Origin of the sequence: Streptomyces sp. NPDC093064 (assembly GCF_044754605.1) — a bacterium.
GTDB lineage: Bacteria > Actinomycetota > Actinomycetes > Streptomycetales > Streptomycetaceae > Streptomyces.
In genome coordinates this window covers 1-26,030 of the sequence record NZ_JBIVPK010000013.1, presented here as the reverse complement: position 1 = coordinate 26,030, position 26,030 = coordinate 1, and the positions used below count along the sequence as shown (strand labels likewise).

The window sequence follows — 26,030 nt, the reverse complement described above, 5'->3', positions numbered from 1 at the left end:
GCCGCCCTGATGCGCCGCCGGGAGGAACGGGAGGAACCCATCATCGAGAACCCCCTCCTCCTCGCCATGCTCATGCGCCGCCGCGAGGAGCGCGGGGAGTCGATGATCCAGCACCCCCTGCTGCTCGCCGCCCTGATGCGCCGCCGGGAGGAACGGGAGGAACCCATCATCGAGAACCCCCTCCTCCTCGCCATGCTCATGCGCCGCCGCGAGGAGCGCGGGGGCTCGATGATCCAGCACCCCCTGCTGCTCGCCGCGCTGGCCGCCCGGCGCTAGGAGCTGGCGACACCCCGCCCTCCGACGGCCGCGCTCACCGGCGTCGGGGGGCGGGTCCCGTACGGCAATCGAACTTGAGGAACCACAAATGGCAGCTGAGTCCGGCGGAGAGACGGAACGGGATCCCCTGGAGACCTTCATCGACGAGGTCTTCGAGGAAATGGTGCGCGAGTCCGGGATTCCGCACACCGGTACCGGTATGAGGCATGGGAAGGACCCGCTGGCGGCGGCTCTGCTGGAAGCCGCCGCGACGTCCCTTTCCCGGCCGGCGCACTCCCGGTCCTCGGAACTGGAGAAGGCGCTGTTCGCGCAGGTCCTGGCGACCGCGTTGGCGGAATCCCTCGCGCCCGCCCTGGCGGAGTCCCTGGCCATGGAGATCATGAAGGTGCTGAACCAGCACGCCGCCTCGCACGGCGGCGCCGACGGCACCGCCCGGGCGTCGGCGGGCGGAGGTTCCCGCGGCCGGCGCGGCGAAGGCGAACGGGGCACGGGCTCCTAGGGCCTCTCGTTTGGATCATGCCGGGCTCGCGGGCCCAGGCACCGCGCCCTGATCCGGCCTGATCCAAACGAAAGACGCTGCCCCTCCGCGGACCGCACACCGGTCACGGCGCGGCGGGGCCACCCGTGCGGAAACGGGCGACCCGGCGGGGTGGCGGGGTCAGCGCAGCTTCTGCGCGACCTCGGTGGCCCAGTAGGTGAGGATGTTGCGCGCCCCGGCCCGCTTGATCCCGGTCAGGGACTCGAGGATGGCCCGGTCCCGGTCGACCCAGCCCTTCTCGGCGGCGGCCTCGATCATCGAGTACTCGCCGGAGATCTGGTAGGCGGCGACCGGCACGTCCACGGCGTCGGCGACCCGGGCGAGGATGTCGAGGTAGGGACCGGCCGGCTTGACCATCACCATGTCGGCGCCCTCCTCCAGGTCGAGGGCCAGCTCCCGCAGCGACTCCCTCAGGTTCGCCGGATCCTGCTGGTAGGTCTTGCGATCCCCCTGCAGCGAGGAGCCGACGGCCTCCCGGAAGGGCCCGTAGAACGCGGACGAGTACTTGACGGTGTAGGCGAGGATGGCCACGTCCTCCCGGCCGATCTGGTCCAGCGCGTCCCGGACGACGCCGATCTGCCCGTCCATCATCCCGCTGGGGCCCACGACATGGGCGCCGGCGTCGGCCTGGACCTGGGCCATCTCGGCGTACCGCTCGAGTGTGGCGTCGTTGTCGACCCGGCCCTCGGCGTCGAGGACACCGCAGTGGCCGTGGTCGGTGAACTCGTCGAGGCACAGGTCGGACATGACGAGCAGTTCGTCCCCGACCTCGGCGCGCACATCGCGCAGCGCGACCTGGAGGATTCCGTCCGGGTCCGTCCCCGCCGTCCCGAGGCCGTCCTTCTTGCCCTCCTCCGGCACCCCGAACAGCATGATCCCGGAGACCCCGGCCTCCACCGCCTCGGCGGCCGCCTTCTTCAGGCTGTCGTGCGTGTGCTGCACCACCCCGGGCATCGCCGAGATCGGCACGGGCTCGCTCACGCCCTCGCGGACGAACGCGGGGAGGATGAGGTCCGCCGGGTGCAGCCGGGTCTCGGCGACCATGCGCCGCATGGCGGGGGTGGTGCGCAGCCGGCGAGGACGCGTACCGGGAAAGGATCCGTACTTCGTCATGCCCTCTACGCTACGCCCGCCGCCCCGATGCCTTTGCCGACGGGGAGTCGGCCGGGGCGGGCGCCGCAAAGTGGGCGTGGGCGGGCTCCGCGGTGCCGCCGCACCGCCGTCCCCCGCCGTGCGTCAGGACGATTTCAGGGCGCCGGCCGCCAGGCCGAGTTCGGCCTCGGCGAAGGTGCGGACCATGTCGGCGATCGGCGCCGCGCGGCGGTCGGCGCTGGTGTTGATGTAGGCGCTGGTTCCGTCGATCACGACGAGAATGCGCACGGCCGCCGCCCAGGGGTCGCCGCAGCGGAAGTCCCGGGTCTCCACTCCGGCGGTGATGAGCCGCTCTATGCGCCGGCACCAGAGCAGTTCCTGGTCCACGACGTGCTCGTGGAGTACGGGACGGTAGCGCGACAGATGCCGCGCGTTGAGCCAGAGCCTGCTGACGTCGTCGAAGTCGGCGCTGGAGATCAGAGTGAAGAAGCGCCGGAGTGTGCGCAGTGGGCTGTCGTCGCCGGAGTCGGCCGGTCCCTCCGGCGATCCCTCCGACGGCCCTTCCGGGAGCAGGCTGTCGAGTTCGGCCATCGTGGCGCTGGTGAAGGCCTCGGCCACGAGCTTGTCGGCCGCGGGGAAGTAGTGGCCGACGAGTCCGGACTGGACGCCGAGTTCGTCGGCGATCCGCCGCAGGGTGACGCACTCCAGCCCTTCGGTGAGTCCGATCCGCGCGGCGCTGGTGAGGATCTCGTTGCGGCGCTCGGCCGGCGCCTTGCGGACTCGCTTGCCCGGACCCCTTGACGTCATGCCCGGAATGTTATTGAGTATGCGACCAATTGGGAAATTGGCCACGCGACCAATAACCGTGGACGTCAGGAAGCCGCTGATCAAGGGGATCTCGCCCCGGCGACAGGGCCCGGCCCCGTCCCGGCCGAGCCGGCACCTCCGGCACGCACCACCGTCAGGAGACGCATGTGAACGACACTCACACCGACGCCGGTGACCTCGCCGAGTACGGCTATCAGCAGGAGCTGAAACGCACCCTGTCCCCGTGGGCCGTGTTCGCGATCGGGTTCGCGACCATCTCCCCCGTGGTCGGCGTCTACGCCGTCGTCCAGCTCGGGTTCGTCTTCGCCGGCCCCGCGTGGATCTGGGCGGTCGTCGCGGCCTTCCTCGGCCAGTTGCTGACCGCCGTCGTCTACGCCGAACTGTCCTCCCAGTTCCCCATGACGGGCGGGGTCTACCAGTGGGTGCGCCGGCTGGGCGGACCCCGACTGGGCTGGCTGGTGGGCTGGATCTATCTCGCCTCGGCCGTCGCGTCACTGGCCACGGTGGCCTACCTGGGGGCGAGCTGGCTGCACATGCTCTTCGGCGACGGGGCACCGTCGGCGACGACCCACGTGCTCCTCGGCGTGGTCTTCATCGCCGTGGCGCTCGCGATCAACCTGCTCGGCGTCAACCCGGTGAAGCACTTCCTCAACTCGGGCATCCTCGCCGAAGGCGTCGCCTCCATCGCCATCAGCGTGATCCTGCTGCTCTTCGTGCGCCACAACGGCTTCGGGATCCTGTTCGAGACGCTGGGAGCCGAGGTCGCCTCCAAGGGGTCCGTCCTGGCCGGTTTCCTGACCTGTCTCGCGGTGGCCGGCTGGGCCTTCCTCGGCTTCGACGCGACCACGCAGGTCGCCGAGGAGACCGAGCAGCCGCGGCGCAGCGTGCCGCGGGCGCTGCTGCGCGCCTATGTGTTCGTCGCCTTCACGGTCCTGCTGACCGGGCTCGCGGTGACGCTCTCGCTGCGCCGGCCCGAGGACGCCGTGTCCGGCCGGACGGCGGATCCGGTCCTCGCCGCCGTGACGGACGGGCTGGGCGGATGGAGCGAGAAGCCGTTCGTCGTCGTCGTTCTGATCGCGTTCTTCGCGTGCGCCATCTCGATCCAGACGTACATCGGGCGAGCCGTCTTCTCGTTCGCCCGCGACCGGCAGCTGCCCTTCTCCTCGACGCTCGCCACCGTCGGCCCGCGGCAGATCCCGTACGTCTCGCTCATCGCGACGGCCGTGCTGGCCGGCCTCGGGCTGCTGCTCGGGCTGAACGGCAATGCCGCGGCGACCCTGATCGCCTTCGGCTCCGGCGGCTTCTACTTCATCTTCCTGACCGTCGCGGTCGTGGCGCTCGCCGCCCGGTTGAGCGGCCGGTGGAACCCCTCCGCCGGGGAACTGCAGCTGGGACGCACCGGCCTGGTGGTCAACGTGCTCGCCGTGGTGTGGCTGCTCTTCGAGGCGGTCAACATCGCCTGGCCCCGCGCCGAACTCGCCCCGGCCGGCGGCAGCTGGATCCAGGTCTGGGCCGTGATCCTGGTCTTCTCCGTGCTCTTCGCCATCGGTCTCGTCTACGTCGCGGTCGCCAAACCCCACACCCAGCTCCCCCACAACCCGGCCCCCGAAAAGGTGAAGGTGTCCTGATGCCCTCGAAACTCTCCCCGGCCATCGTCTTCGACCCGGTCTCCGGGCTGCGGTCGCAGGACGTCTCCCTCAGATCCGCCGGGCCGGGCGAGGTCGAGATCGACGTGCGCGCGGCCGGCGTGTGCCACTCGGACCTGCACATCGTGACCGGTGACTGGCCGACCGACCGGCCGCTCGTGCTCGGGCACGAGGCGGCCGGAGTGGTCACCGCGGTCGGCGCCGGCGTCACCTCCGTACGGCCCGGCGACCACGTCGTGCTGTCCTGGTTCGCGCCGTGCCGGCGCTGCCGCAAGTGCGTGGCCGGAATGGCGTGGCTGTGCACCGGCACCAAGGCCGTCGCCAACACGCTGCCCGACGGGACCACCCCGTTCACGGACGCCGAGGGCGACCCGGTGTGGCCCTACCTGGGCCTGGGGGCGTTCACGGACCGGCTGGTCGTACCCGAGTCGGCGGCGGTGAAGGTCCCCGAGGAACTGCCGTTCAGCATCGGCGCCCTCCTCGGCTGCTCCATCACGACCGGCATCGGCGCCGTCATGAACACCGCCCGGGTCCGTCCCGGCGAGTCCGCGGTCGTCGTCGGTACGGGCGGCGTGGGGCTCAGCGTGGTGATGGGTCTTCGCCTGGTGGGCGCCGACCCCGTCGTCGCCGTCGACCTCTCCCCCGAACGGCTCGCCGTGGCCGAGCGGTTCGGCGCCACCCACACACTCGACGGCGCCGGGACCGACGTCGCCGCCTGGTGCCAGGAGGAGCTCGGCGGGGTGGACTACGCCTTCGAGGCGATCGGGAGCCCCAAGGTCGTCGAAACCCTCCCGGACATGCTCGCCTCGGGTGGCGCGGCAGTCCTGGTCGGGATGGCACCGACCGGCGCGACCGGTTCGTTCAACCTGTTCGACCTCGCCGACCAGGGCAAACGTATCCTCGGTTGCAACTACGGCTCCAGCGTCGGGGAGATCGACATCCCCAAGCTGGCCCGCCTCTACCTGGCGGGCCGGCTGCCGCTGGACGACCTGATCGGCAAGACCCGGCCGCTGCGGGAGACGGCGGAGGCGTTCGACGATCTCAGGTCGAACACCGGGGTCAGGACGATCCTGACCCCGTGAGCCGCCCCGTGACCGACAGCCGCCCCGTACCCGACCACTTTCCGGAGGCCTGATGTACGCCGTCACCGACCCCACCACCGGCGAAGTCGCCGAGACCTACCCGACCGCCACCGACGCCGAGATCGCGGATGCCGTCGCCGCCGCCCACGCGGCCACCTCCTGGGGCCGTACCAGCTCCGTGGCCGAGCGTTTCGCGCTGCTGCGCCGACTCGGCGACCTGCACACGGAGCACCAGGCCGAACTGGCCGCGAGCATCGTGCGCGAGATGGGCAAGCCGCTCGCCGAAGCCGAGGGCGAGGTCGGCTTCTGCGCCGACATCTACCACTACTACGCCGACCACGCCGAGGCGTTCCTCGCCGACGAGCCGCTCGACGTCACCTCCGGTCCGGGCAGCGCCGTCGTCCGGCGCAGCCCGGTGGGCGTCCTGCTCGGCATCATGCCGTGGAACTTCCCGGCCTATCAGGTGGCCCGGTTCGCCGCCCCGAACCTCGCGCTCGGCAACACCATCGTCCTCAAGCACGCCCCCCAGTGCCCGGCCACCGCCGCGCTGCTGGAGAAGCTGTTCGCCAAGGCCGGCTTCCCGGCCGGCGCGTACGTCAACGTGTACGCCACCAACGAGCAGATCGCCGAGGTGATCGCCGACCCGCGGGTCCAGGGCGTCTCGCTCACCGGCTCGGAGCGAGCCGGCGCCGCCGTCGCCGAGATCGCCGGGCGGAACCTGAAGCGCGTCGTTCTCGAACTCGGCGGCTCCGACCCGTTCATCGTGCTGTCCACCGACGACCTCGACGCGGTCGTCGAGGCCGCCGTCGCCGCCCGGCTCGACAACACCGGCCAGGCCTGCAACGCCGCCAAGCGGTTCGTCGTCGTCGAGGACCTCTACGACGCGTTCGTCGAGAAGTTCACCGCGCGGCTCCTCGCCGGCGAGACCGGTGCCCCGCTGTCGTCGGCCGCCGCCGCCGCGAACCTCGCCCGGCAGGTGGACGAGGCGGTCGCCCAGGGCGCCACGCTCCACAGCGAGGGCGAACGGCACGGGGCCTACTTCCCGGCCGGAGTCCTCACCGGGCTCACCACCGAACACACCGCCGCCCGCCAGGAACTCTTCGGACCGGTCGCGATGGTCTTCCCGGCGGCCGACGAGGACGACGCCCTGCGCATCGCCAACGACACCCCCTACGGCCTCGGGTCCTACGTCTTCACCACCGACCCCGCGCAGGCCGAGCGCGTCGCCGACCGCATCGAGGCCGGCATGGTCTTCGTCAACGGCGTCGGCGCCGAGGGCGCGGAACTGCCCTTCGGCGGCATCAAGCGCTCCGGCTTCGGCCGCGAACTCGGCCGCCCCGGAATCGAGGAGTTCGTCAACAAGAAGCTCATCCGAACCGTGGCGTGACAACTCAGGGCACGTGAACAGGTCCGGGCCTCCGACGGGGGCCCGGACCACCGCACCGGCAGGTGCGGCTCGGCTGATGGCAGGATGCCGCGCATGGCCGATGTGTGGAACGTGACCTGCCGCTCCCGCTGGAGACGCGTCCTGTGGCCCTTGGTCCGGGTGAGCGACGCCCGTGGTCTGCACCTCCGGACCCTGCTGCGCCGCCGGAGCGTGCCATGGGGCGACATCGCCGAACTGCGCGTGCACCGGAAGTCCGCGCGATCCCCCTGGGCCCACAAGCCCCGTCGCGTCAGCCTGGTACTGCACGACGGACGTGAGCGGCTCCTGCCCCTGCCGCGGAGCCGGGCGTCCGACGACCCGGACTTCGACACCGAGGTGGAAGCGCTCCGCGCGCTGCACCGCCGCTACGAAGCCACGGAGTCGAGCAAGGTCCCCGCCGTGTCGTACCGCACCCCCCGGCGCGGCTGGGTGGGGTTGCTGGTCCTGTGCCCTGTGCTGCTCGCGTGCGCGGCCATGGCCGCGGGGTCCGTGTCGGAGACCGCGTCGGACGAACAGGCGTGGAAGTCGGCCACCGCGTGCACCGCCGAGACGCCCGCCACGGAGCACGACGAGTGCCTGACCGCGGTTCCGGCCGTGATCTCGCGAACCGAGGACAAGCTGCCCAAGCGGCCCAGCTGGCTGTACTTCACCGACGGCCGGCCGCTGGAGCGAATCGATGTCTCACGCGATGCCGCCATGGAGTTCCGGGCCGGCGACCATGTCGAACTGACCTTCTGGCGCGGCCGGGTGATGAAGGTCGCCGGAAAGCGCTACGAGTGGCACGCCAACGTCCCCACCGCCGGAGGAACGGCCGTCTTCGCGGCCGTGTTCGCTCTCGCCGCGTGCTACCCCGCGGCCCACTCGCTGCTGAGCCTGCTCGGGCGCCGTCTGCGCGACGACAGGGAGCTCCCGCCGGCCCTCCCGTTCGGAGGCGCGCTCGTCGCCACCGCTCTGTGGCTCCTGCCGCTCTGCTACCTCCACCCCACGACCCTGTTCTCCTCGCCCGTGGCGATCACGTGGCTCGCCGTGGGCTCGCTGGTCACGCTGGGCCTGTTCGCCGGGGCCTGGCACACCACCTCTGCCTCCGCGCCAGGAGCAGCGACCGGGAAGTCCGCCGCCCAGGAGAACGAGGAGGAGTTCCTGACCGCCCGCTTCCTGGAGGACACCAACCCGCGCGGCTTCGGCACCCACATCGTCCTGGACGGCGGCCCTTCCGCGGTGGCACCCGGTCCCGGCCGGTTCGCGGCGAAGCCGATACCGGTGGAAAGGCTCACCCTCAAGAACGTGCGACGCGCCCGGAGCTCCGACCCCGTGGACAGACGCTGGCACGTCGCCGAACTCGATGACGCCGGCACACCGGTCCGCCTCGCGGCCGAACCCGCCGACCTGGCCCGCATCCTCCGCGGACTGGCCCTCACGAAAACCTCCGTGAACACCGCGAACCCCGGGCAGTGAAAGACCGGCCCACGACGGCGCCGGGGTTCACGCAAACGAGCTGGTGGCGGAACGCGCCCGTACGGCACGCTCCGCCACCAGCTCACTCAGCACTCACATCGCACTCACGTCGACGAGCGGCGCCTCCGCGCCCCCGGGCGGCGTTCGCTCGGGCGGGTCACCGGGTCGCCCGCTTCCAGGGCGGCCAGGCGGCGCCTCGCGCCGAAGTCGGCCAGGGCCTCGGCCAGCTTGTGGACGGACGGCTCGGGGGCCATCACGTCCACCCGCAGGCCGTGCTCCTCGGCGGTCTTCGCCGTGGCCGGGCCGATGCAGGCGATCACCGTCACGTTGTGCGGCTTGCCCGCGATGCCGACCAGGTTCCGCACCGTGGACGACGACGTGAACATCACCGCGTCGAAGCCGCCGCCCTTGATGGCTTCGCGGGTCTCCGCCGGGGGCGGAGAGGCGCGGACCGTGCGGTAGGCCGTGACGTCGTCGACCTCCCAGCCCAGTTCGATCAGGCCCGCCACGAGGGTCTCCGTGGCGATGTCCGCTCGGGGCAGGAAGACACGGTCGATCGGGTCGAAGACCGGGTCGTACGGCGGCCAGTCCTCCAGCAGGCCCGCGGCCGACTGCTCGCCGCTCGGCACCAGGTCCGGCTTCACGCCGAAGGCGATCAGCGCCTTCGCGGTCTGGTCGCCGACCGCGGCCACCTTTATGCCGGCGAACGCACGGGCGTCAAGGCCGTACTCCTCGAACTTCTCCCGCACCGCCTTCACCGCGTTGACCGAGGTGAACGCGATCCACTCGTAGCGGCCGGTCACCAGGCCCTTCACCGCGCGCTCCATCTGCTGGGGCGTGCGCGGCGGCTCGACGGCGATCGTCGGGACCTCGTGCGGCACGGCTCCGTAGGACCGCAGCTGGTCGGAGAGCGAGGCCGCCTGCTCCTTGGTGCGCGGCACGAGGACCTTCCACCCGAACAGCGGCTTGGACTCGAACCACGAGAGCTGGTCGCGCTGCGCGGTGGCGCTGCGTTCGCCGACCACGGCTATCACCGGGCGCCCGCCGTCCGGGGACGGCAGGACCTTGGCCTGCTTCAGGGTCTGCGCGATCGTGCCGAGCGTCGCCGCCCAGGTGCGCTGGCGGGTGGTCGTACCGGCGACCGTCACCGTCATCGGCGTGTCGGGCTTGCGGCCCGCCGAGACCAGTTCACCGGCCGCCGCGGCGACCGAGTCGAGCGTGGTCGACACGACGACCGTGCCGTCCGAGGCGCCGACCTCGGTCCAGCAGCGGTCGGAGGCCGTACGGGCGTCGACGAACCGTACGTCGGTGCCCTGGGCGTCGCGCAGCGGCACCCCGGCGTACGCGGGCACGCCGACGGCGGCCGCGATACCGGGGACGACCTCGAAGGGAACGCCCGCGGCGGCGCAGGCGAGCATCTCCTCCGCGGCGTACGTGTCGAGTCCCGGGTCCCCGGACACCGCACGGACGACCCGCCTGCCGCCCCGCGCGGCCTCCATGACAAGATGTGCGGCATCCCGCACCGCGGGGATCCCAGCGGTTGTTGACGTACCGTCAACAACCGTGAGCTGGGGTGCGCCCGTGCCCGGATGCGAGTCCGCCGAAGGACCCGGGTCCGTGTGCACGACGGCGACGCCCTGCCTGGCGTGCGTGCGCACGACGTCGAGCACCTCGTGCTCGGCGACGAGGACGTCCGCGTTGGCCAGCGCCTCCACGGCGCGCAGTGTGAGCAGTCCCGGATCTCCGGGTCCGGCACCGAGGAAGGTGACGTGCCCGTGTTCGGGACAGGCGGGAAGGGTGGTGGGGCTCACTGTGCTCGCTCCCCCATCAGACCGGCCGCGCCCTGGGCGAGCATCTCGGTGGCGAGTTCGCGACCGAGTGCCATCGCCTGCTCGTGCGTCTGGGGCACGGGACCAGTGGTGGACAGCTGCACCAGTGCGGAGCCGTCGGGCCTGCCGACGACGCCCCGCAGGCGCATTTCCTTGACAATCTGCCCGTCGCCCAACAGGTCGGCCAGCGCGCCCACGGGGGCGCTGCAACCGGCCTCCAGGGCGGCGAGCAGTGACCTCTCGGCGGTCACGGCGGCCCGCGTGTGCGGGTCGTCGAGCTCGGCGAGTTCGGCGGCGAGGGCAGCGTCTTGGGCGGTGTGCCCCGCCCTGCACTCGACCGCCAGGGCCCCCTGGCCGGGGGCGGGCAGAATCGTGTCGACCGACAGGAAGTCGGTCACCTCGTCGCTCCGGCCGACCCGGTTCAGCCCGGCGGCGGCGAGCACCACCGCGTCGAGCTCGCCGTTCTTGACGAAGCCGATGCGGGTGTCGATGTTGCCCCGGATCGGGACCGTCTCGATGTCCAGGCCGTGGGCGCGGGCGTACGCGTTCAGCTGGGCCATGCGGCGCGGCGAGCCCGTACCGATGCGCGCCCCGCGGGGCAGGTCGGTGAACTTCAGCGCGTCCCGGGCGACGAGCACGTCGCGCGGGTCCTCGCGCTCGGGTACGGCGGCCAGGACCAGGTCCTCGGGCTGCGCGGTGGGCAGGTCCTTGAGCGAATGAACCGCGAAGTCCACCTCGCCCCGCTGCAACGCCTCGCGCAGCGCGGCCACGAACACACCCGTGCCGCCGATCTGTGCGAGGTGCTCACGGGAGATGTCGCCGTAGGTGGTGACCGGGACGAGCTCGACAGGCCGTCCGGTCACCTGGCTCACGGCGTCCGCCACCAACCCGGACTGGGCCATGGCGAGCTTGCTCCGCCTGGTCCCGAGCCTCAGTGCCTTCTCAGTCATGCTGGCCCTCGGTTCTTGCTGTGCTTCTCGGAGTCGTCGTGCTTCTCGGAGTCTTCGGAATCGCGGTCGGCCCGGGAGACGGAGGCGACCGTCCCGGGGTCCAGGTCGAACAGGGTGCGCAGCGCGTCCGCGTATCCGACGCCGCCCGGCTCGGCCGCGAGCTGCTTGACCCTGACCGTCGGCGCGTGCAGCAGCTTGTCCACGACCCGCCGGACGGTCTGGGTGATCTCCGCCCGGTGCTTGTCGTCGAGGCTCGGCAGCCGCCCCTCCAGGCGGGCGATCTCGCTGCTCACGACGTCGGCGGCCATGGTGCGCAGCGCGACGACGGTGGGTGTGATGTGCGCCGCCCGCAGGGCCGCCCCGAAGGCCGCGACCTCGTCGGAGACGATACGGCGGACCTGGTCGACGTCGGCGGCCATCGGAGCGTCCGCGGAGGCCTCGGCGAGCGACTCGATGTCCACCAGGCGCGCCCCGGCGAGCCGGTGCACGGCCGCGTCGACGTCGCGCGGCATGGCGAGGTCCAGCACGAACAGGGCCGGCTCGGGGCGCGGTGCGGCGGCGACCGGCTCGGGCCTGCGGTGCTCGGGGATCCGGCCGGCGCCGGCCACGGTCGCGGCGAGCGCGGTGATCAGCTCGGCGTCGGCCTCCGGGTCCGCCTCGGCACGGGCGGACTCGCGGCGGTCGGCCTCTCGGCTCCGCTCGAGCAGGGCGGTGCCCCCATCGACCCAGGTCCCGTGCTGCTCCAGGGTGGCCGCGTCCAGGCCGGCCACGGCGGACTCGCCCATCAGGGAGAAGCCGGGCTCGGCGGCGGCGAGGTCCAGCGGGCAGTTCTCGTCGGCACCGGCGGCGCCCACGGGCGGCAGGGGGGTCTCGCGGACGTCCGTCCGCACCGCCGTACGGCCGCTGCCGTGCTCTTCCCCGGCGGCCCGCGCCATGGTGACGGGCGTCCCGGTACGGCCCTCGACCGCGGAGGCGACCGTCTCGGCGGTCAGGACGAGTCCCGTCGCGCCGGTGCAGGAGACGGCGACATCTGCACGTGTCAGCTCGAGCGGCACCGCGTCCATCGGTACCGCGCGGGCCAACACGTCCGTGTCGTCGTCCTCGGTGAGGATCTGGACGAGGCGCTCGGCCCTGTCCTGCGTACGGTTGGCGATCACTATCTCGCCGACGCCGACCCGGGCGAGCGTGGCGGCGGCCAGCGACGACATCGAGCCGGCGCCGATGACCAGGGCCTTCTTGCCGCGCGCCCAGGCCTGCACGTCCGCGCCCGCGGACAGCTGTTCCAGGCCGAAGGTGACCAGGGACTGCCCGGCGCGGTCGATGCCGGTCTCGGAGTGGGCCCGCTTCCCGACCCGCAGGGCCTGCTGGAACAGGTCGTTCAGCAGGCGCCCGGCGGTGTGCAGGTCCTGGGCGCGGGCCAGGGAGTTCTTGATCTGGCCGAGGATCTGGCCCTCGCCGACGACCATCGAGTCCAGGCCGCAGGCCACCGAGAACAGGTGGTGGACGGCCCGGTCCTCGTAGTGCACGTAGAGATACGGGGTGAGCTCCTCCAGACCGACCCCGCTGTGCTGGGCGAGCAGCGTGGACAGCTCGGCGACACCGGCGTGGAACTTGTCCACGTCGGCGTACAGCTCGATGCGGTTGCAGGTGGCGAGGACGGCGGCCTCGGTGGCCGGCTCGGCGGCGACGGTGTCCTGGAGCAGCTTGTCCTGGCCGTCCGCGCTCAGCGAGGCGCGCTCCAGGAGGCTGACCGGGGCGCTGCGGTGGCTCAGTCCGACGACGAGGAGACTCATGCCGGCATCACGGCGGGGACATCCCCGTCCGGGCCCTGGTCGGTGGACTCGTCGCGAACCGCGGCGGCGGGCGGGACGGCGCGGTCGGCGACGGCCTCCTCACCGGCTTTGCGCTGCTCGTGGAAGGCGAGGATCTGAAGCTCGATGGAGAGGTCGACCTTGCGCACGTCGACGCCGTCCGGGACGGACAGCACGGTCGGCGCGAAGTTCAGGATGGAGGTGACACCGGCGGCCACCAGCCGGTCGCAGACCTGCTGGGCGGCGCCCGCGGGGGTCGAGATCACGCCGATCGAGACGCCGTTGTCCCGGATGATCTTCTCCAGCTCGTCGGCGTGCCGGACCGGGATGCCGGCGACGGGCCGGCCGGCCATCGCGGGGTCGGCGTCGATGAGCGCGGCGACGCGGAAGCCGCGGGAGGCGAAGCCGCCGTAGTTGGCGAGGGCGGCGCCGAGGTTGCCGATACCGACGATCACAACCGGCCAGTCCTGGGTGAGCCCCAGTTCGCGGGAGATCTGGTACACGAGATACTCGACGTCGTAGCCGACCCCGCGGGTCCCGTAGGAGCCGAGGTAGGAGAAGTCCTTGCGCAGCTTGGCGGAATTGACCCCCGCCGCGGCCGCGAGCTCCTCTGAGGAAACCGTGGGCACCGAGCGCTCCGACAGTGCGGTCAGGGCTCGGAGGTACAGCGGAAGCCTGGCGACGGTGGCCTCGGGAATCCCTCGGCTACGGGTCGCCGGTCGGTGAGTTCGGCCAGTTGCCACGGTGCTCCTGCGGGTAGAGCGGGGCTGCGGGCGGTCATATGTCCCCAGACCGCCCCGTCGACAGCAGGCTATGTCTTTGTGAACGTGTGCACAAAGATGGTGTCCGATTTGCCCGGCCAACGTGACCGGGGTCACGCACCCCCGGCGCGGATGTTTGGAACCGCCACATCCGCACCACTGTGCCTTTGTTGTTGGGGGCAAAACCGCACACTCTCCTCTACGATCCCCACCCCCGAGACCAAGACGCCATCGATCCTAGGCGACTTCCGGCCAGTTTGGACTCCTCGGTCAGTCCCGATCAGCCCGCGAGCTCCTTGCGCAGCCGCTCCTCGTTCACCCGCCAGAAGGTGTGCTGTTCACCGTCGACGAGTACAACCGGAATCTGCTCCCAGTACTGGTCGTACAGCTCCGGATCCTGGGTGATGTCCTTCTGCTCCCAGGCGACGCCCAGGTCGGCACAGACCTTCTCCACGACGGCCTGCGCGTCGTCGCACAGGTGGCAGCCCGGCTTGCGGACGAGGGTGACGAGCCGCCCCTGGGGCCCGGGGGACTTGCGGCGGAAGATGGGACTCATGTCGGCCATTGTCGCTCCGGCACGGGGCCGCGGAACCCCGCCGGCGCGGACCGCCGCAACGACGTCGTCGCGAAGAGTTCACGGGCCGCGAAACCTCTCGACTCCGGAACCACCCGGCCAACTGGCTATGCTCACGCCATGGCCGCTCTCGGATGGCTCACTTCCCGTAGGCGCTCCGCCACGGCGCGAAGCGTGTTGGCAGGCGAGGCCTCTGCGGAGGCAGCGCGCAAATCCTCGCAGGAAGCGGGCGTCCCGCCGGCCCCGCAGGAGGCGTCGGAGTTCCCGGTGCACGGGGACGAGCGGGCCGCCGCCTTCTTCGACCTGGACAACACCGTCATGCAGGGCGCCGCGCTGTTCCACTTCGGCCGGGGCCTGTACAAGCGGAAGTTCTTCGACACGCGCGACCTCGCGAAGTTCGCCTGGCAGCAGGCGTGGTTCCGGCTGGCCGGGGTGGAGGACCCCGAGCACATGCAGGACGCCCGCGACTCGGCGCTGTCGATCGTGAAGGGCCACCGGGTCGCCGAGCTGAAGTCCATCGGCGAGGAGATCTACGACGAGTACATGTCCGAGCGGATCTGGCCGGGCACGCGCGCACTCGCCGAGGCCCACCTGGACGCCGGTCAGAAGGTGTGGTTGGTCACAGCCGCGCCGGTGGAGATCGCCCAGGTCATCGCCCGCCGCCTGGGCCTGACCGGCGCGCTCGGCACGGTGGCGGAGTCCGTCGACGGCGTCTACACCGGCCGGCTGGTCGGCGAGCCGCTGCACGGCCCGGCGAAGGCCGAGGCGGTACGCGCCCTGGCCGCGGCGGAGGCCCTGGACCTGACCCGCTGCGCCGCCTACAGCGACTCCCACAACGACATCCCCATGCTGTCCCTGGTCGGCCACCCCTACGCCATCAACCCCGACGCCAAACTCCGCCGCCACGCCCGCGCGATGGACTGGCGCCTGCGCGACTACCGCACCGGCCGCAAGGCGGCCAAGGTCGGCATCCCCGCGGCGGCCGGCGTGGGCGCCGTCGCCGGCGGCACCGCGGCGGCCATCGCCCTGCACCGCCGCCGCCGCTGACACCGGCGTACCGCACCGCCACCACTCCCCCACTCGCCGCCGGCCGCTCACCACCCGTACCGCGGCCGGCCGCCGTCCGTACCGCCCGCAGCCCGTGCCGCCCAGTGGCGGTACGGGCCTTCGCCGATCGTTTCCGTGCGGCGCACCCGGATCCGCGGGCAATTGACCGAACGTACGCCCATGCCGTTCTGGCCATTCGACTTGGCGGTGCATCGCCAGGATGCGCCCCAGGCATATACCGAAGACGGAACAGATCGGTCAGCAAACGGTCACTCTCCGACGTACGAACGCATGCCAATCGGTTACGGAAGCGACGGAATCGATGATTTGAGCAACTCGGTGTAGCAGCGCCTACACGAAGCGTTATTCTCCTCAGACGCAAACCCGGACCCCATCGTCGCTACGACGGGTGAACGGTTCCGCACTGCACGTGATGGAAGCTCTGCCTCTGGGAGTCCCGTGTACCCACACGTCGGGGTTGACGCCTCGGGCCTGGCTACGCTCCGCGCAACGGTCCTGGACCTGCTGCGCGGTCTCGTCCCCACCGCGTACGCCAGCCCCCTATTCGCCACCGCCGCGCCGGTAGGTCCGGCCTACGCGCTGGCCGACGGCATGGAGCAGGTGCCGACTCGCAGCGCCGTGGTCGAGGGGCGACGAACCGGCGACGGGCGGGCGGCCGGCAGGCGAGGGCGCCCGGCCGCGGCGGCCACCGTCCGGCGCCCCGCCGCGGACAGCGACAGCGCCCGGATGATGGAGCTCGTCGAGCGCGCCCAGGCCGGCGAGGCCGACGCCTTCGGACGGCTCTACGACCAGTACAGCGACACCGTGTACCGGTACATCTACTACCGCGTCGGCGGCAAGGCGACGGCCGAGGACCTCACCAGCGAGACCTTTCTGCGCGCCCTGCGCCGTATCGGCACCTTCACCTGGCAGGGCCGCGACTTCGGCGCCTGGCTGGTCACCATCGCCCGCAACCTCGTCGCCGACCACTTCAAGTCCAGCCGGTTCCGGCTCGAGGTCACCACCGGCGAGATGCTCGACGCCAACGAGGTCGAGCGCTCCCCCGAGGACTCCGTCCTCGAATCCCTGTCCAACGCCGCCCTCCTGGACGCCGTGCGACGGCTCAACCCACAGCAGCAGGAATGCGTCACGCTCCGCTTCCTCCAGGGCCTGTCCGTCGCGGAGACCGCCCGGGTGATGGGCAAGAACGAGGGTGCCATCAAGACCCTTCAGTACCGGGCCGTGCGCACCCTGGCCCGGCTTCTCCCCGACGACGCACGCTGAGCCGCGCACACGCTCCGCGACTCTCAACTCACGCTCTGTTGAGGTGCGTTGACTTCTCGATCCGATCCGCCCGGGTCCGTAACCCAAGTGCCGCGCCGCTCGTTGTGCGGGATAGAGGCTCCCTGTGGTCACGCCTTGGCCAATCCTGATCGACCGATCGGAAGAAGCGGCTGTGGACGTGCACCCTCAGGACTCCCGGGGAGTCGACCGTCATGACGAGAGGAGGTGCCGCCAGTGATCGCGAAAGTATCGGCGCACCGGCGGGCGAACGCCTTCGCCCAGTCCCTGGAAGAACTGTCCGACCGGGGCACGGCGGCCGAACAGGCCGAAGGACCGGCACGGACCCCGGCTGCCGCGGAACAGACCGAGCAGGGCCGTATGCTGGCCCTCGCCACCGGTCTGGACGCGCTGCCGCGGCCGGAGTTGGACCCCGAGGTCAAGGTCGTCCAGCGGGCCCGCCTGGTGGCCGCGATGGAGGCCATGCTCCAGGAGAGCACCGCGGCGGGCGAGGCGAGTGACCCACCGGTGCCCAGGCAACGGGCGCGCGGCGCACACCGGGCGAGCCGCCTGGGGAAACTGCGGCCGCGCACGCGGCTGAGCAAGTCGCTGGCCGCCGGCGGACTCAGCGTGGGTGTGGCGGCGGGAGCCTTCGGCGGAGTGGCCGCCGCCAGTTCCAGCGCCCTCCCCGGTGACTCGCTGTACGGCCTCAAACGCGGCATCGAGGACTTCAAGCTCACCTACCTGACCGACGGCGCCGACGAGCAGGGCCAGGCCTACCTCGACCTCGCCTCGACCCGGTTGAGCGAGGCTCGCAGGCTGATGGAGCGCGGCCGCGGCGGCGGGCTCGACCACGAGTCGCTCGGCGAGATCCGCCGCACCCTGTCCGGGATGCAGCACGACGCCACCGAGGGCCACCGCCTGCTGCACGAGGCGTACGAGCGGGACCCCGACTCCCTGCGTCCCATCCAGGCGCTCTCCACCTTCTCGCGGTCCCACCGCGAGGCCTGGGGCGCGCTCCGCGACCGCCTCCCCGTGCAGCTCGGCGACGTCAGTCAGCAGGTGTCGTCGGTGTTCGACGCCATAGACGACGAGGTCGCCCCGCTCCAGTCGATGCTCCCGCAGCACCCCGCCCCGGGCGGCGACGGCAAGCAACACGGCCCCCGGCCGACGCCGTCCGCCGGTTCTCCCGGCGCCGCGCACTCGGCCCAGCCCAGCGCCGACGGCGACACCGCCTCCGGCAGCCCCCAGACCGGCAGCGACAGCCCCAGCGCGTCGGCCGGCTCCGGCAGCCAGGACGAGGGGCTGCTCGGCGGCTCCACCGGCGGTCTGCTCGACCCGCCGAAGCCCAGCAGCAGCGCCTCGCCGTCCGCGACCAAGTCACCCCCCAGCGGCCCCGACGTGACGATCCCGCCGCTCCTCCCGGGTCTGCTGCCCGGCCTCGGCATCAACGCGGAGGACGCGAAGTAGGCGGTGCCGAGCACAGCCCCACGAAGGCGGGGGCACCCTCACCAGGGGTGCCCCCGCCTTCGTGGCACCGTCAGAAGAACACCGACCTGCGCTGCACCAGCAGCTTGTAGAGGGTGTGCTGGATCTGTTCGCGGACCTGGTCGGTCAGGTTGAACATCAGCATCGGATCCTCCGCCGCCTCCGGCGGATACCCGTCCGTCGGGATGGGCTCGCCGAACTGAATCGTCCACTTCGTCGGCAGCGGAATCGCGCCCAGCGGCCCCAGCCACGGGAAGGTGGGCGTCAGCGGGAAGTACGGGATGCCCAGCAGCCGCGCGAGGGTCTTGGCGTTGCCGATCATCGGGTAGATCTCCTCGGCCCCGACGATCGAGCACGGGATGATCGGCACGCCCTGGCGCAGCGCGGTCGACACGAAGCCGCCACGGCCGAACCGCTGCAGCTTGTAGCGCTCGCTGAACGGCTTGCCGATGCCCTTGAAGCCCTCCGGCATCACCCCGACCAGCTCGCCCTGCCCGAGCAGCCGCTCGGCGTCCTCGGTGCAGGCGAGGGTGTGGCCGAGCTTGCGGGCAAGTTCGTTGACCACCGGCAGCACGAACACCAGGTCGGCGGCGAGCAGCCGCAGATGCCGGTCCGCGGGATGCCGGTCGTGGACGGCGACCTGCATCATCAGCCCGTCCAGCGGCAGCGTGCCGGAGTGGTTGGCGACGATCAGGGCGCCGCCCTCGGCGGGGATGTTCTCGATGCCCTTCACATCGACCCGGAAGTACTTCTCGTACAGCGGCCGCAGCAGGGACATCAGGAGTTGGTCGGTGAGTTCGGCGTCGTAGCCGAAGTCGTCGACGTCGTAGTCCCCGGTGAGGCGGCGGCGCAGGAACGACAGACCGCTCGCGATGCGCCGCTCCAGACCGCCGAGCTGCGGCGGCCGGCTCGGCGGCTGCGTCGGCTCTTCCTCACTGGTCACAGCGACATCATCCTGCGCGGCACCCCTGGCAGGCAGGGGCTGCACCTCGCCGACCGTCGCCGACTCGGCGCCGGTGCGGCGGCTCCCCGTGCTCCGGCGCCGCGACGGCCGCTGTCCGGCGCTTCCACGGGACCGGTCGTCGTCGAACGGAATGACCTTGGCGTCCGCCATGGTGCTGCGCTCCTCAGTAGGCGCTCTGCGTCGGGTGGCCACTGCCCGGGTGGGTCAGGGCGGCGATCCGGTCGACGGCCCCCGCGAGGACCTCCGGCGGCAGCAGCCCGGGGCCGCGGCTGCGGGCGAACTCGGCGAAGGTCTCTGCGGTCGTGTACTTGGGTGCGAAGCCGAGTGTTTCGCGCATTTGGTCCGTCGCCACGACCCGGCCGTGGGTCAGCAGGCGGATCTGCTCGGGTGAGAAGTCCGTCATTCCCAGCGTACGCACCAGCGAGCCCGCCCACGTCACGGCGGGAAGCAGCAGCGGCACCGTGGGGCGTCCCAGCCGCCGGGAGCACTGCGAGAGCAGCAGCACGCCGTCGCCTGCGATGTTGAACGTGCCGCTGTTGAGGGTGGCGCGACGAGGCTCGTGCGAGGCGATCCGCAGCACCTCGATCACGTCGTCCTCATGGACGAACTGCAACCGCGGGTCGTAGCCGAACACCGTCGGCAGCACCGGCAGCGAGAAGTACGAGGCGAGCGGGGTGTCCGCCGTCGGACCGAGGATGTTGGCGAACCTGAGCACGCACACGGCGACGTCCGGCCGCCGCCTGGCGAAGCCCCGCACATACCCCTCGACCTCGACCGTGTCCTTCGCGAAACCGCCGCTGGGCAGGGACTTGGGCGGGGTGGTCTCCGTGAACACCGCCGGGTCCCGGGGCGCGGAGCCGTAGACGTTGGTGCTGGACTTGACCACCAGCCGCTTGACGGACGGGGACTTCTGGCAGGCGCCCAGCAGCTGCATGGTGCCGATGACGTTGGTCTCCTTGACCAGGGCCCGGCTGCCGCTGCCCAGAGCGGTGCCGGTCACGTCCATGTGCACCACCGTGTCGGCGGACGTCTCGGCGAGCACCCGCGCGATCGTGGGCTGCCGGATGTCCGCCTGGACGAAGTCGGCGCCGCCCAGATGGTGCTCGGGCGGGACCGCGTCCACGGCGATCACCCGGTCGACCTCCGGGTCACGCTGGATGCGCCGTACGAACCGGCCCGCGAGCTGACGGGCCACTCCGGTCACGAGCACGACCTGTCCCAAGATCAGCGCCTTCCTTCCCGCCCGGATCACCGCCGGGTTCCCCGTGTGCGGCCAACCTATCGGGTCGAGGTTGCGCTGCGGTGACCTCTCGATGCGCGACGTGACGGCAGGTACGTGCGTGCGAACGGGATCGAGCCATCCCGCGGCCGGCCGGCCCGGGACGCACGCGACCCCCCACCGGATGCGGTGGGGGGCCACAGACACGCTTTCGCGTTGGCGCGTACCTCGCGCGACCGGCGTCTACTTCTTGTTGCGACGCTGGACGCGGGTGCGCTTGAGCAGCTTGCGGTGCTTCTTCTTGGCCATCCGCTTGCGCCGCTTCTTGATAACAGAGCCCACGACTACCCTCGCTCACTTCTCATCACTCGGTGTTTGGGCGCCATGGGCCCACACGACCTACGAGGGGCTAGCCTACCCGCCCGAGCGCTGAGGTCGTAATCGAGGTGTCCGGAGGGATCCGGAAGTGTTCCGCAGTGTCCTTCACGGACCCCTCCTGATCGCCGTCAGGCGGTTTCCACCCCCACGTAGCTCTCGCGGAGGTACTCGTGAACCGCTTGCTCCGGGACGCGGAAGGACCGCCCCACCCGGATCGCGGGCAGATGACCGCTGTGCACCAGGCGGTACACGGTCATCTTCGACACTCGCATCACCGAGGCGACTTCCGCCACGGTAAGGAACTGAACCTCGTTCAGAGGCCTTTCGCCAGCTGCAGCCATGACACACCTGAACCTTCCGCACTCGACGGCCACCGGCTTCCCCTTCCGGTGACTCTTCGTCGCTGCGTGCTCACTCCCCAGACTAGGGGCGTGTGATGCGAGTGGGGAAGAGGTGGACCATCAGCGGCCTACTGTGACAGACACGCGCGATTGAGTACGTAGCGGGCCAGCGGGCGGTAGTAGGCGGACCGTACGCCGTCATCAAGTGGAACGACGACGGACACCCGCCCCTCCGCCTGCCCGACGAAGAGCGCGGGGTCGTTCGTGTCGGCCGGCCCCATGGCCTCGAACCCCAGCTGACCTGCACCACAGACCCAGCCGTGATCCCCGATCACCAGTTCCGGCAGCGGGCCGCCGGCGTCGGCCGCCGCCGCGAGCGCCAGCCGAACCGGGAGCGGTGAATGCGTGTGCGCGCCGGGCTCACAACCGGAGCGTTCGGTGCCGGGAGGCCGGACCAGGGCGACTCCTCGTACGTACTCGAGGCGGCACGTGCGTAGACCGAACCGGGTCGTTATGTCGACACAGCGACCCTGCGCGGGGGTGAGAACGGTACATCCCGCCGCCGACAGGGCGTCCGCCAGCGCGGCGTAGAAACCGAGCAGCCGGTGCGGGTGCCCGGTGCCGAGGAGCACGGGGGCGCCGCGCCGCGCCGCCGCACCGAGCCGGTCTGCGAAGGCGTCCAGCGCGGCCAGCGTCAGATCCGGGTCGATGGCATCGGGACCGAAAGTGTGCCGCGGATCGGCCGAAACACCACACCTGCGCGCCATCAGGTCGATCAAGTCCCGCTGCTGCCAAGGCCCTTCGGGGTCGATCCCGATCAGCACCCGGGGGTCCCGGGCCGCGAACAGCCGATAGCTGCGCAGGCCGGCCTCCCGCGTCGTGGTCACCATCCCGGCGAGACGGGCCCTCACCAGATGGGCGCGCAGCGCCGCGATGCTCAACACCCGAGCGATGCTGACGCACGCCCCCCGCGGTCGTCCCGAGAACCCGGGAACACCGCACAGTCGGCCTAGTGCTGTGACCGGCGCTACGGCAGCAGGCCCCGCAGCGGGAACACCGCCCGCCGGGTCGCCAGGATCGCCTGGTCCAGCCGGTCCGCCGGGTCGTACCCCGCCTCCCAGTCCGCCCAGGACACCGGCCACCGCCCGTCGGTCATCCGCATCGGGCCCAACTGCCTTGTCCGCGCGTACACCGCCTGCCGCCAGCTCTCGGGAATCACCGTCTCCGGCTCCACCGGCCGCCCCGCCGCGATCCCCACCAGATGCGTCCACGACCGGGGTACGACGTCCACCACCGCGTACCCGCCCCCGCCCAGCGCGACCCACCGCCCCTCGGCGTGCTCGTGGGCCAGCTCGTGGCACGCCATCTGCACCGCCCGCTGCGCGTCCAGCGACACCGCCAGATGCGCCAGCGGATCCTCGAAGTGCGTGTCCGCCCCGTGCTGGGTGACCAGCACCTGCGGCCGGAAGTCGGCGACCAGTTCCGGCACCACCGCGTGGAACGCCCGCAGCCATCCGGCGTCCCCGGTCCCCGCCGGCAGCGCCACGTTCACGGCCGATCCCTCGGCGGACGGGGCCCCGGTCTCCTGTGGCCATCCCGTCTGCGGGAACAGGGTCCGGGGATGCTCGTGCACCGAGATCGTCAGCACCCGCGGGTCCTCCCAGAACGCGGCCTGCACCCCGTCCCCGTGGTGCACGTCGGTGTCGACGTACACGACCCGCTCGGCACCCAGCTCCAGCAGCCGCGCGATCGCCAGCGCGGCGTCGTTGTAGACGCAGAAGCCCGACGCGGCGCCCGGCATCGCATGGTGCAGCCCGCCCGCAAAGTTCACCGCGTGCAGCGCGTCCCCGCGCCACACGGCCTCCGCCGCCGCCACCGACTGCCCCGCGATCAGCGCGGACACCTCGTGCATCCCGGCGAACGCCGGATCGTCCAACGTCCCCAGCCCGTACGTCCCGTCGGCCGATCCCGGGTCCGCCGACGCGGCCTTCACCGCGGCGATGTAGTCCTCCCGGTGGACCAGCCGCAGCGTCGAGTCGCCGGCCGGTCTGGCCGCCACCAGCCGCGTCTCCCGGTCGAGTCCGAGCGCGCCGACCAGTTTCCGGGTCAGGACGAGGCGGACCGGATCCATCGGGTGGTCCCGGCCGAAGTCATAGCCCGTTACTGCCTCGTCCCACATCAGCTGTGCGCGGCCGCTCATGACCGCCACCGTATCGGTCCGGTCGCGGCGCGAACGACCCGGCGCACACCGACGTCACCAGCACCAACACCATGGGCACCAGCATCGCCCCGCGGTAGCTCCAGGCGTCGCCCAGCGCGCCCACCAGTGGCGAGCCGACCAGGAAACCCACGTAGTTGAAGATGTTGAGCCGTGCGACGGCCTTGTCCGAGGCGCCCGGGAACAGGCGCCCGGCCGCGGCGAAGGTCTGCGGCACCAGCACGCACAGGCCCAGTCCCAGCAGCGTGAACCCGAGCATGCCCACCCAGGGACCTGGCGCCCCGGCGACCACCGCGAACCCCAGCGCCGCGACCAGCGCGCCCAGCCGTACGACGGTCACGGCACCGAACCGCCGCACCCCGGTGTCCCCGATGGCCCGCCCCAGCAGCGTGGTGACCATGTAGACGTTGTACGGCACCGTCGCCAGCTGCTCGGAGCTGCCCAGCGTGTCCTGGAGGTACTTCGCGCTCCAGTTGGAGACGGTCGAGTCCCCGATGTACGCGAACGTCATCACCAGACACAGCGGCAGCAGCAGCCGGAACACGACGGTCCCGCCGTCCTCCCCGGCCTCCCCGCCGGCCTCGTCCGGCGTGCCGCCGGAGTCGGCGTCGACGTACCACCGGCTGCCCACGAGGACCGCCGGCAGCAGCACCGCCACCACCGGCAGGTACGACACCCACAGCGCCAGGTGCCAGTGCGCCCCGACCCAGGCCAGCGAGGCACCCACGATCCCGCCGAGGCTGTAGACGGCGTGGAAGCCGAGCATGATGCTGCGGCCGTACGCCCGCTGGAGGCTCACCCCGAGCATGTTCATCGAGGCGTCCAGCATCCCCACGGCCAGCCCGAACGCGGCCAGCGCGACAGCCAGTTCGGCGACCCGGCCACCCGCCCCGGCGCCGAGCAGGGACAGGAGGACGACGGGCTGGGACCAGCGCAGCAGCCGGCTGGGCCGGACGCGTTTCACCAGTTGTTCGGTGGTCGTGCTGCCGATACCGGCGAGGATCGGCACGGCGGCCAGGAAGACCGGCAGCAGCGCGTCGGAGACCCCGTACCGGCTCTGGATGGCCGGGATGCGCGTCACGAGGAGAGCGAAGGCGACGCCCTGCGCGAAGAAGCTGAACGCCAGCGAGGCCCTACCGCGCCGCAGCACATCTGTCATGGCGGCGAGCGTAGGGCCCTGGGCTACCTGTGGGTAGGTCCGGTGAAAGATGAATTCTGCTCAGCTTCGGGCGAGGGTGAGCCCCTTCGGGGACTTCCGGGCCATGGCGGGCTCCTGGGCATCGGCGGGCTCCTGGACCTGCGTGGCTTCGGCGTCCGTTTCGGCTTTCAGCTCGGCCATCAGCATGTACGCCATCGGCCCGGCGGCGAGAGCACCGCTCAGGAGGAACCCGAGCACCATCGTGACCGCCATGATCACGGTGCCGAGCCACACCATGGTGTCCACCGGCACCGTGTAGGCACCCACGACCCGCACCACGCACTCCGCGAGCAGCACCACGCCCCACACCAGCGAGAACACCTTCTCCGCCCGCCGGAAGTCCGTGGATTCGGCCGCCAGTCGCGCCCAGGCGGCCTCCCGCCTCGCGTCACCCTTCACCAGCCAGGGCTTCATGGCGGCGGTCATCATCGGCCTGCCCAGCGCCACGGACACCAGGATGCCGATGGCGATCGCGCTGCTGACGCCGCTGTCCTTGGCGAGCATCAGCCGTGGGTCACCGGCGACGAAACTGAGCAGCAGCCCGACCACGTTGACGAACAGGATGAGCGCGGCGAGCCCGTTGACCCTGCGCTCCCTGGCCGCGGCCCACCCGGTCCGCAGGGCGGGGACCACGCTGCTCCACCCCAGGGCAGCCAGCGTGCTCATCCCGAATCCGTTCTTGAGCAGGTAGTACCCGCCGACCGGCACCGCCACATCCACGAGCAGAGGGGCGAGGTTCGCGCGCTTCGTGTTCGTCGTCATGCTCAAAGCTTCGCGGGCGAGGGGGGTCCGCCAGTAGAAACGATCGTCCGGAGCTCCGCATGACAATCGTCAGTGCCGCGGCGGTGGTCGGCGTCATGTCAGCAGGTCGGCCAACTCCTCCATGTGCGAGAAGAGTTGGGTGGCATCCGCGAGCTTCGCGGCCGGAGTCATCGCGGTGAACCCGTAGACGTCCATCCCGGCCGCGACGGCGGCCCGCACACCCAGCGGGGAGTCCTCGACGACGACGCACCGCTCGGGGGCCACTCCCATCCGGTCGGCCGCGTGGAGGAACAGGTCCGGCGCCGGCTTGCCCCGGCCCACGTCCTGCGAACTGAAGATCCGCTCCTCGTCGAACCACCGGTCAAGTCCGGTCGTCCGGTGTCCCACCCGGATCCGCTCATGACTCCCCGAGGACGCGACACAGTACGGCGTCCCGTCCACCGTCAGCTTCTCCAGTACGTCGGCGGCACCGGCCACCGGCTTCAACTCCCGCCGGAACGCGGCGAAGACACGGGCGTGGAAGACGTCGTCGAAGTCGTCCGGCAGCCGCTTCCCCGTCCGCTCCAGGACGAGATCGTGGATCCGGTGCATCGCCGACCCCATGTAGTCGCGGATGGAGTCCTCGTACGAGGTGGGGTGCCCCAACTCGGTGAGGTAGGCGGCGAGGAGCCGGTTGGAGAGGGGCTCACTGTCGACGAGGACGCCGTCGTTGTCGAAGATGACGAGGTCGTAGCGCATGAGTACGAGCCTAAGCGAGTGCCGGCCGACCGAGCGTAAACGCAGAAAACCCCCGTGCCGAAGGGCACGGGGGTTTTCTTTAAAATTTGTTCGGCGGCGTCCTACTCTCCCACAGGGTCCCCCCTGCA

At 71.4% G+C, this 26,030-nt stretch carries 25 protein-coding genes; 9 read left to right on the top strand and 16 right to left on the bottom strand.

The genetic code is table 11. The features are described 5' to 3' along the window. Both ACIQFZ_RS17765 and ACIQFZ_RS17760 read left to right on the top strand, forming a co-directional pair. Window positions 1-276, top strand: a 276-nt coding sequence (locus ACIQFZ_RS17765; protein WP_402691623.1) for a hypothetical protein, incomplete at its 5' end; no start/stop codon positions are given. A gap of 88 nt (window positions 277-364) precedes the next feature. Then, on the top strand, window positions 365-775 hold the full coding sequence (locus tag ACIQFZ_RS17760) for a hypothetical protein (RefSeq protein ID WP_365432590.1): 411 nt from the start codon (window positions 365-367) through the stop codon (window positions 773-775). Between the two features lie 159 nt (window positions 776-934). Here ACIQFZ_RS17760 and hemB read toward each other — a convergent pair whose 3' ends face one another. Both hemB and ACIQFZ_RS17750 read right to left on the bottom strand, forming a co-directional pair. Continuing rightward, window positions 935-1,927, bottom strand: a complete 993-nt coding sequence (hemB, locus tag ACIQFZ_RS17755) for a porphobilinogen synthase (protein ID WP_402691622.1) — start codon at window positions 1,925-1,927, stop codon at window positions 935-937. Between the two features lie 123 nt (window positions 1,928-2,050). Then, window positions 2,051-2,713 carry a TetR family transcriptional regulator gene (locus ACIQFZ_RS17750; RefSeq protein ID WP_365432596.1) on the bottom strand — a complete coding sequence of 221 codons (663 nt, stop codon included), beginning with the start codon at window positions 2,711-2,713 and terminating at the stop codon, window positions 2,051-2,053. 167 nt (window positions 2,714-2,880) lie between these two features. Here ACIQFZ_RS17750 and ACIQFZ_RS17745 point away from each other — a divergent pair, with 167 nt between their 5' ends. From ACIQFZ_RS17745 to ACIQFZ_RS17730, 4 genes are all read left to right on the top strand, one after another. Continuing rightward, window positions 2,881-4,362 carry an APC family permease gene (locus ACIQFZ_RS17745; protein WP_365432599.1) on the top strand — a complete coding sequence of 494 codons (1,482 nt, stop codon included), beginning with the start codon at window positions 2,881-2,883 and terminating at the stop codon, window positions 4,360-4,362. After that, window positions 4,362-5,462, top strand: coding sequence for an alcohol dehydrogenase catalytic domain-containing protein (locus tag ACIQFZ_RS17740; RefSeq protein ID WP_365432602.1), 1,101 nt, complete (start codon window positions 4,362-4,364; stop codon window positions 5,460-5,462). Before ACIQFZ_RS17745 ends, ACIQFZ_RS17740 begins: the two co-directional genes overlap by 1 nt. Before the next feature lie 52 nt (window positions 5,463-5,514). Then, window positions 5,515-6,849, top strand: coding sequence for an NAD-dependent succinate-semialdehyde dehydrogenase (locus ACIQFZ_RS17735; RefSeq protein WP_402691621.1), 1,335 nt, complete (start codon window positions 5,515-5,517; stop codon window positions 6,847-6,849). A 93-nt stretch (window positions 6,850-6,942) separates the two neighbouring features. After that, complete coding sequence (locus tag ACIQFZ_RS17730) at window positions 6,943-8,343, top strand: PH domain-containing protein (protein ID WP_402691620.1); 1,401 nt, start codon at window positions 6,943-6,945, stop codon at window positions 8,341-8,343. Between the two features lie 104 nt (window positions 8,344-8,447). On the opposite strand, the gene ACIQFZ_RS17725 is transcribed toward ACIQFZ_RS17730, so the two are convergent. The 5 genes from ACIQFZ_RS17725 to ACIQFZ_RS17705 form a co-directional block, all read right to left on the bottom strand. Next, window positions 8,448-10,154, bottom strand: coding sequence for a uroporphyrinogen-III synthase (locus ACIQFZ_RS17725; protein ID WP_376651835.1), 1,707 nt, complete (start codon window positions 10,152-10,154; stop codon window positions 8,448-8,450). Beyond that, a complete protein-coding gene (gene hemC, locus ACIQFZ_RS17720) occupies window positions 10,151-11,122 on the bottom strand; it encodes a hydroxymethylbilane synthase (protein WP_365774611.1) in 972 nt (323 codons plus the stop codon). Before hemC ends, ACIQFZ_RS17725 begins: the two co-directional genes overlap by 4 nt. Continuing rightward, window positions 11,119-12,915, bottom strand: a complete 1,797-nt coding sequence (locus tag ACIQFZ_RS17715; RefSeq protein ID WP_402691619.1) for a glutamyl-tRNA reductase — start codon at window positions 12,913-12,915, stop codon at window positions 11,119-11,121. The genes hemC and ACIQFZ_RS17715 overlap by 4 nt, the downstream gene beginning before the upstream one ends. Continuing rightward, window positions 12,912-13,676 carry a redox-sensing transcriptional repressor Rex gene (locus ACIQFZ_RS17710; RefSeq protein ID WP_365421026.1) on the bottom strand — a complete coding sequence of 255 codons (765 nt, stop codon included), beginning with the start codon at window positions 13,674-13,676 and terminating at the stop codon, window positions 12,912-12,914. Before ACIQFZ_RS17710 ends, ACIQFZ_RS17715 begins: the two co-directional genes overlap by 4 nt. A gap of 298 nt (window positions 13,677-13,974) precedes the next feature. Continuing rightward, window positions 13,975-14,259, bottom strand: a complete 285-nt coding sequence (locus tag ACIQFZ_RS17705) for a glutaredoxin family protein (RefSeq protein ID WP_361421009.1) — start codon at window positions 14,257-14,259, stop codon at window positions 13,975-13,977. Window positions 14,260-14,388: 129 nt separating this feature from the next. Between ACIQFZ_RS17705 and ACIQFZ_RS17700 the strand changes: the two genes are divergently transcribed. The 3 genes from ACIQFZ_RS17700 to ACIQFZ_RS17690 all read left to right on the top strand — a co-directional run bounded on the left by ACIQFZ_RS17700 (window position 14,389) and on the right by ACIQFZ_RS17690 (window position 18,066). Continuing rightward, entirely contained in the window at window positions 14,389-15,315 is a 927-nt protein-coding gene (locus ACIQFZ_RS17700) for an HAD family hydrolase (protein WP_402691618.1), read from the top strand. Between the two features lie 459 nt (window positions 15,316-15,774). Next, the gene (locus tag ACIQFZ_RS17695; protein WP_402691617.1) at window positions 15,775-16,599 is read left to right on the top strand and encodes an ECF subfamily RNA polymerase sigma factor, BldN family; all 825 of its coding nucleotides are present in this window, start codon (window positions 15,775-15,777) and stop codon (window positions 16,597-16,599) included. A 234-nt stretch (window positions 16,600-16,833) separates the two neighbouring features. After that, window positions 16,834-18,066: a DUF5667 domain-containing protein gene (locus tag ACIQFZ_RS17690; protein WP_376651832.1), complete on the top strand. Its 1,233-nt coding sequence runs from the start codon at window positions 16,834-16,836 to the stop codon at window positions 18,064-18,066. Window positions 18,067-18,136: 70 nt separating this feature from the next. Here the strand turns inward: ACIQFZ_RS17690 and ACIQFZ_RS17685 are convergent, their stop codons facing one another. From ACIQFZ_RS17685 to ACIQFZ_RS17645, 9 genes are all read right to left on the bottom strand, one after another. After that, complete coding sequence (locus ACIQFZ_RS17685; RefSeq protein ID WP_402691616.1) at window positions 18,137-19,198, bottom strand: lysophospholipid acyltransferase family protein; 1,062 nt, start codon at window positions 19,196-19,198, stop codon at window positions 18,137-18,139. 13 nt (window positions 19,199-19,211) lie between these two features. Then, window positions 19,212-20,270, bottom strand: coding sequence for an NAD-dependent epimerase/dehydratase family protein (locus ACIQFZ_RS17680; protein WP_402691615.1), 1,059 nt, complete (start codon window positions 20,268-20,270; stop codon window positions 19,212-19,214). A gap of 240 nt (window positions 20,271-20,510) precedes the next feature. Beyond that, window positions 20,511-20,609, bottom strand: a complete 99-nt coding sequence (locus ACIQFZ_RS17675) for a 30S ribosomal protein bS22 (protein WP_003948845.1) — start codon at window positions 20,607-20,609, stop codon at window positions 20,511-20,513. A 164-nt stretch (window positions 20,610-20,773) separates the two neighbouring features. Continuing rightward, a complete protein-coding gene (locus ACIQFZ_RS17670) occupies window positions 20,774-20,986 on the bottom strand; it encodes a helix-turn-helix domain-containing protein (RefSeq protein ID WP_004984898.1) in 213 nt (70 codons plus the stop codon). Window positions 20,987-21,114: 128 nt separating this feature from the next. Next, window positions 21,115-21,930, bottom strand: coding sequence for a phosphatase (locus ACIQFZ_RS17665; RefSeq protein WP_365427632.1), 816 nt, complete (start codon window positions 21,928-21,930; stop codon window positions 21,115-21,117). 83 nt (window positions 21,931-22,013) lie between these two features. Next, window positions 22,014-23,186: an acetoin utilization protein AcuC gene (locus ACIQFZ_RS17660; RefSeq protein WP_365427629.1), complete on the bottom strand. Its 1,173-nt coding sequence runs from the start codon at window positions 23,184-23,186 to the stop codon at window positions 22,014-22,016. After that, complete coding sequence (locus ACIQFZ_RS17655; RefSeq protein WP_402691614.1) at window positions 23,137-24,363, bottom strand: MFS transporter; 1,227 nt, start codon at window positions 24,361-24,363, stop codon at window positions 23,137-23,139. The genes ACIQFZ_RS17660 and ACIQFZ_RS17655 overlap by 50 nt, the downstream gene beginning before the upstream one ends. 60 nt (window positions 24,364-24,423) lie before the next feature. Beyond that, window positions 24,424-25,164: a VC0807 family protein gene (locus tag ACIQFZ_RS17650; RefSeq protein WP_402691613.1), complete on the bottom strand. Its 741-nt coding sequence runs from the start codon at window positions 25,162-25,164 to the stop codon at window positions 24,424-24,426. Window positions 25,165-25,257: 93 nt separating this feature from the next. After that, the gene (locus ACIQFZ_RS17645) at window positions 25,258-25,902 is read right to left on the bottom strand and encodes an HAD family hydrolase (RefSeq protein ID WP_402691612.1); all 645 of its coding nucleotides are present in this window, start codon (window positions 25,900-25,902) and stop codon (window positions 25,258-25,260) included. Window positions 25,903-26,030 lie beyond the last annotated feature (128 nt).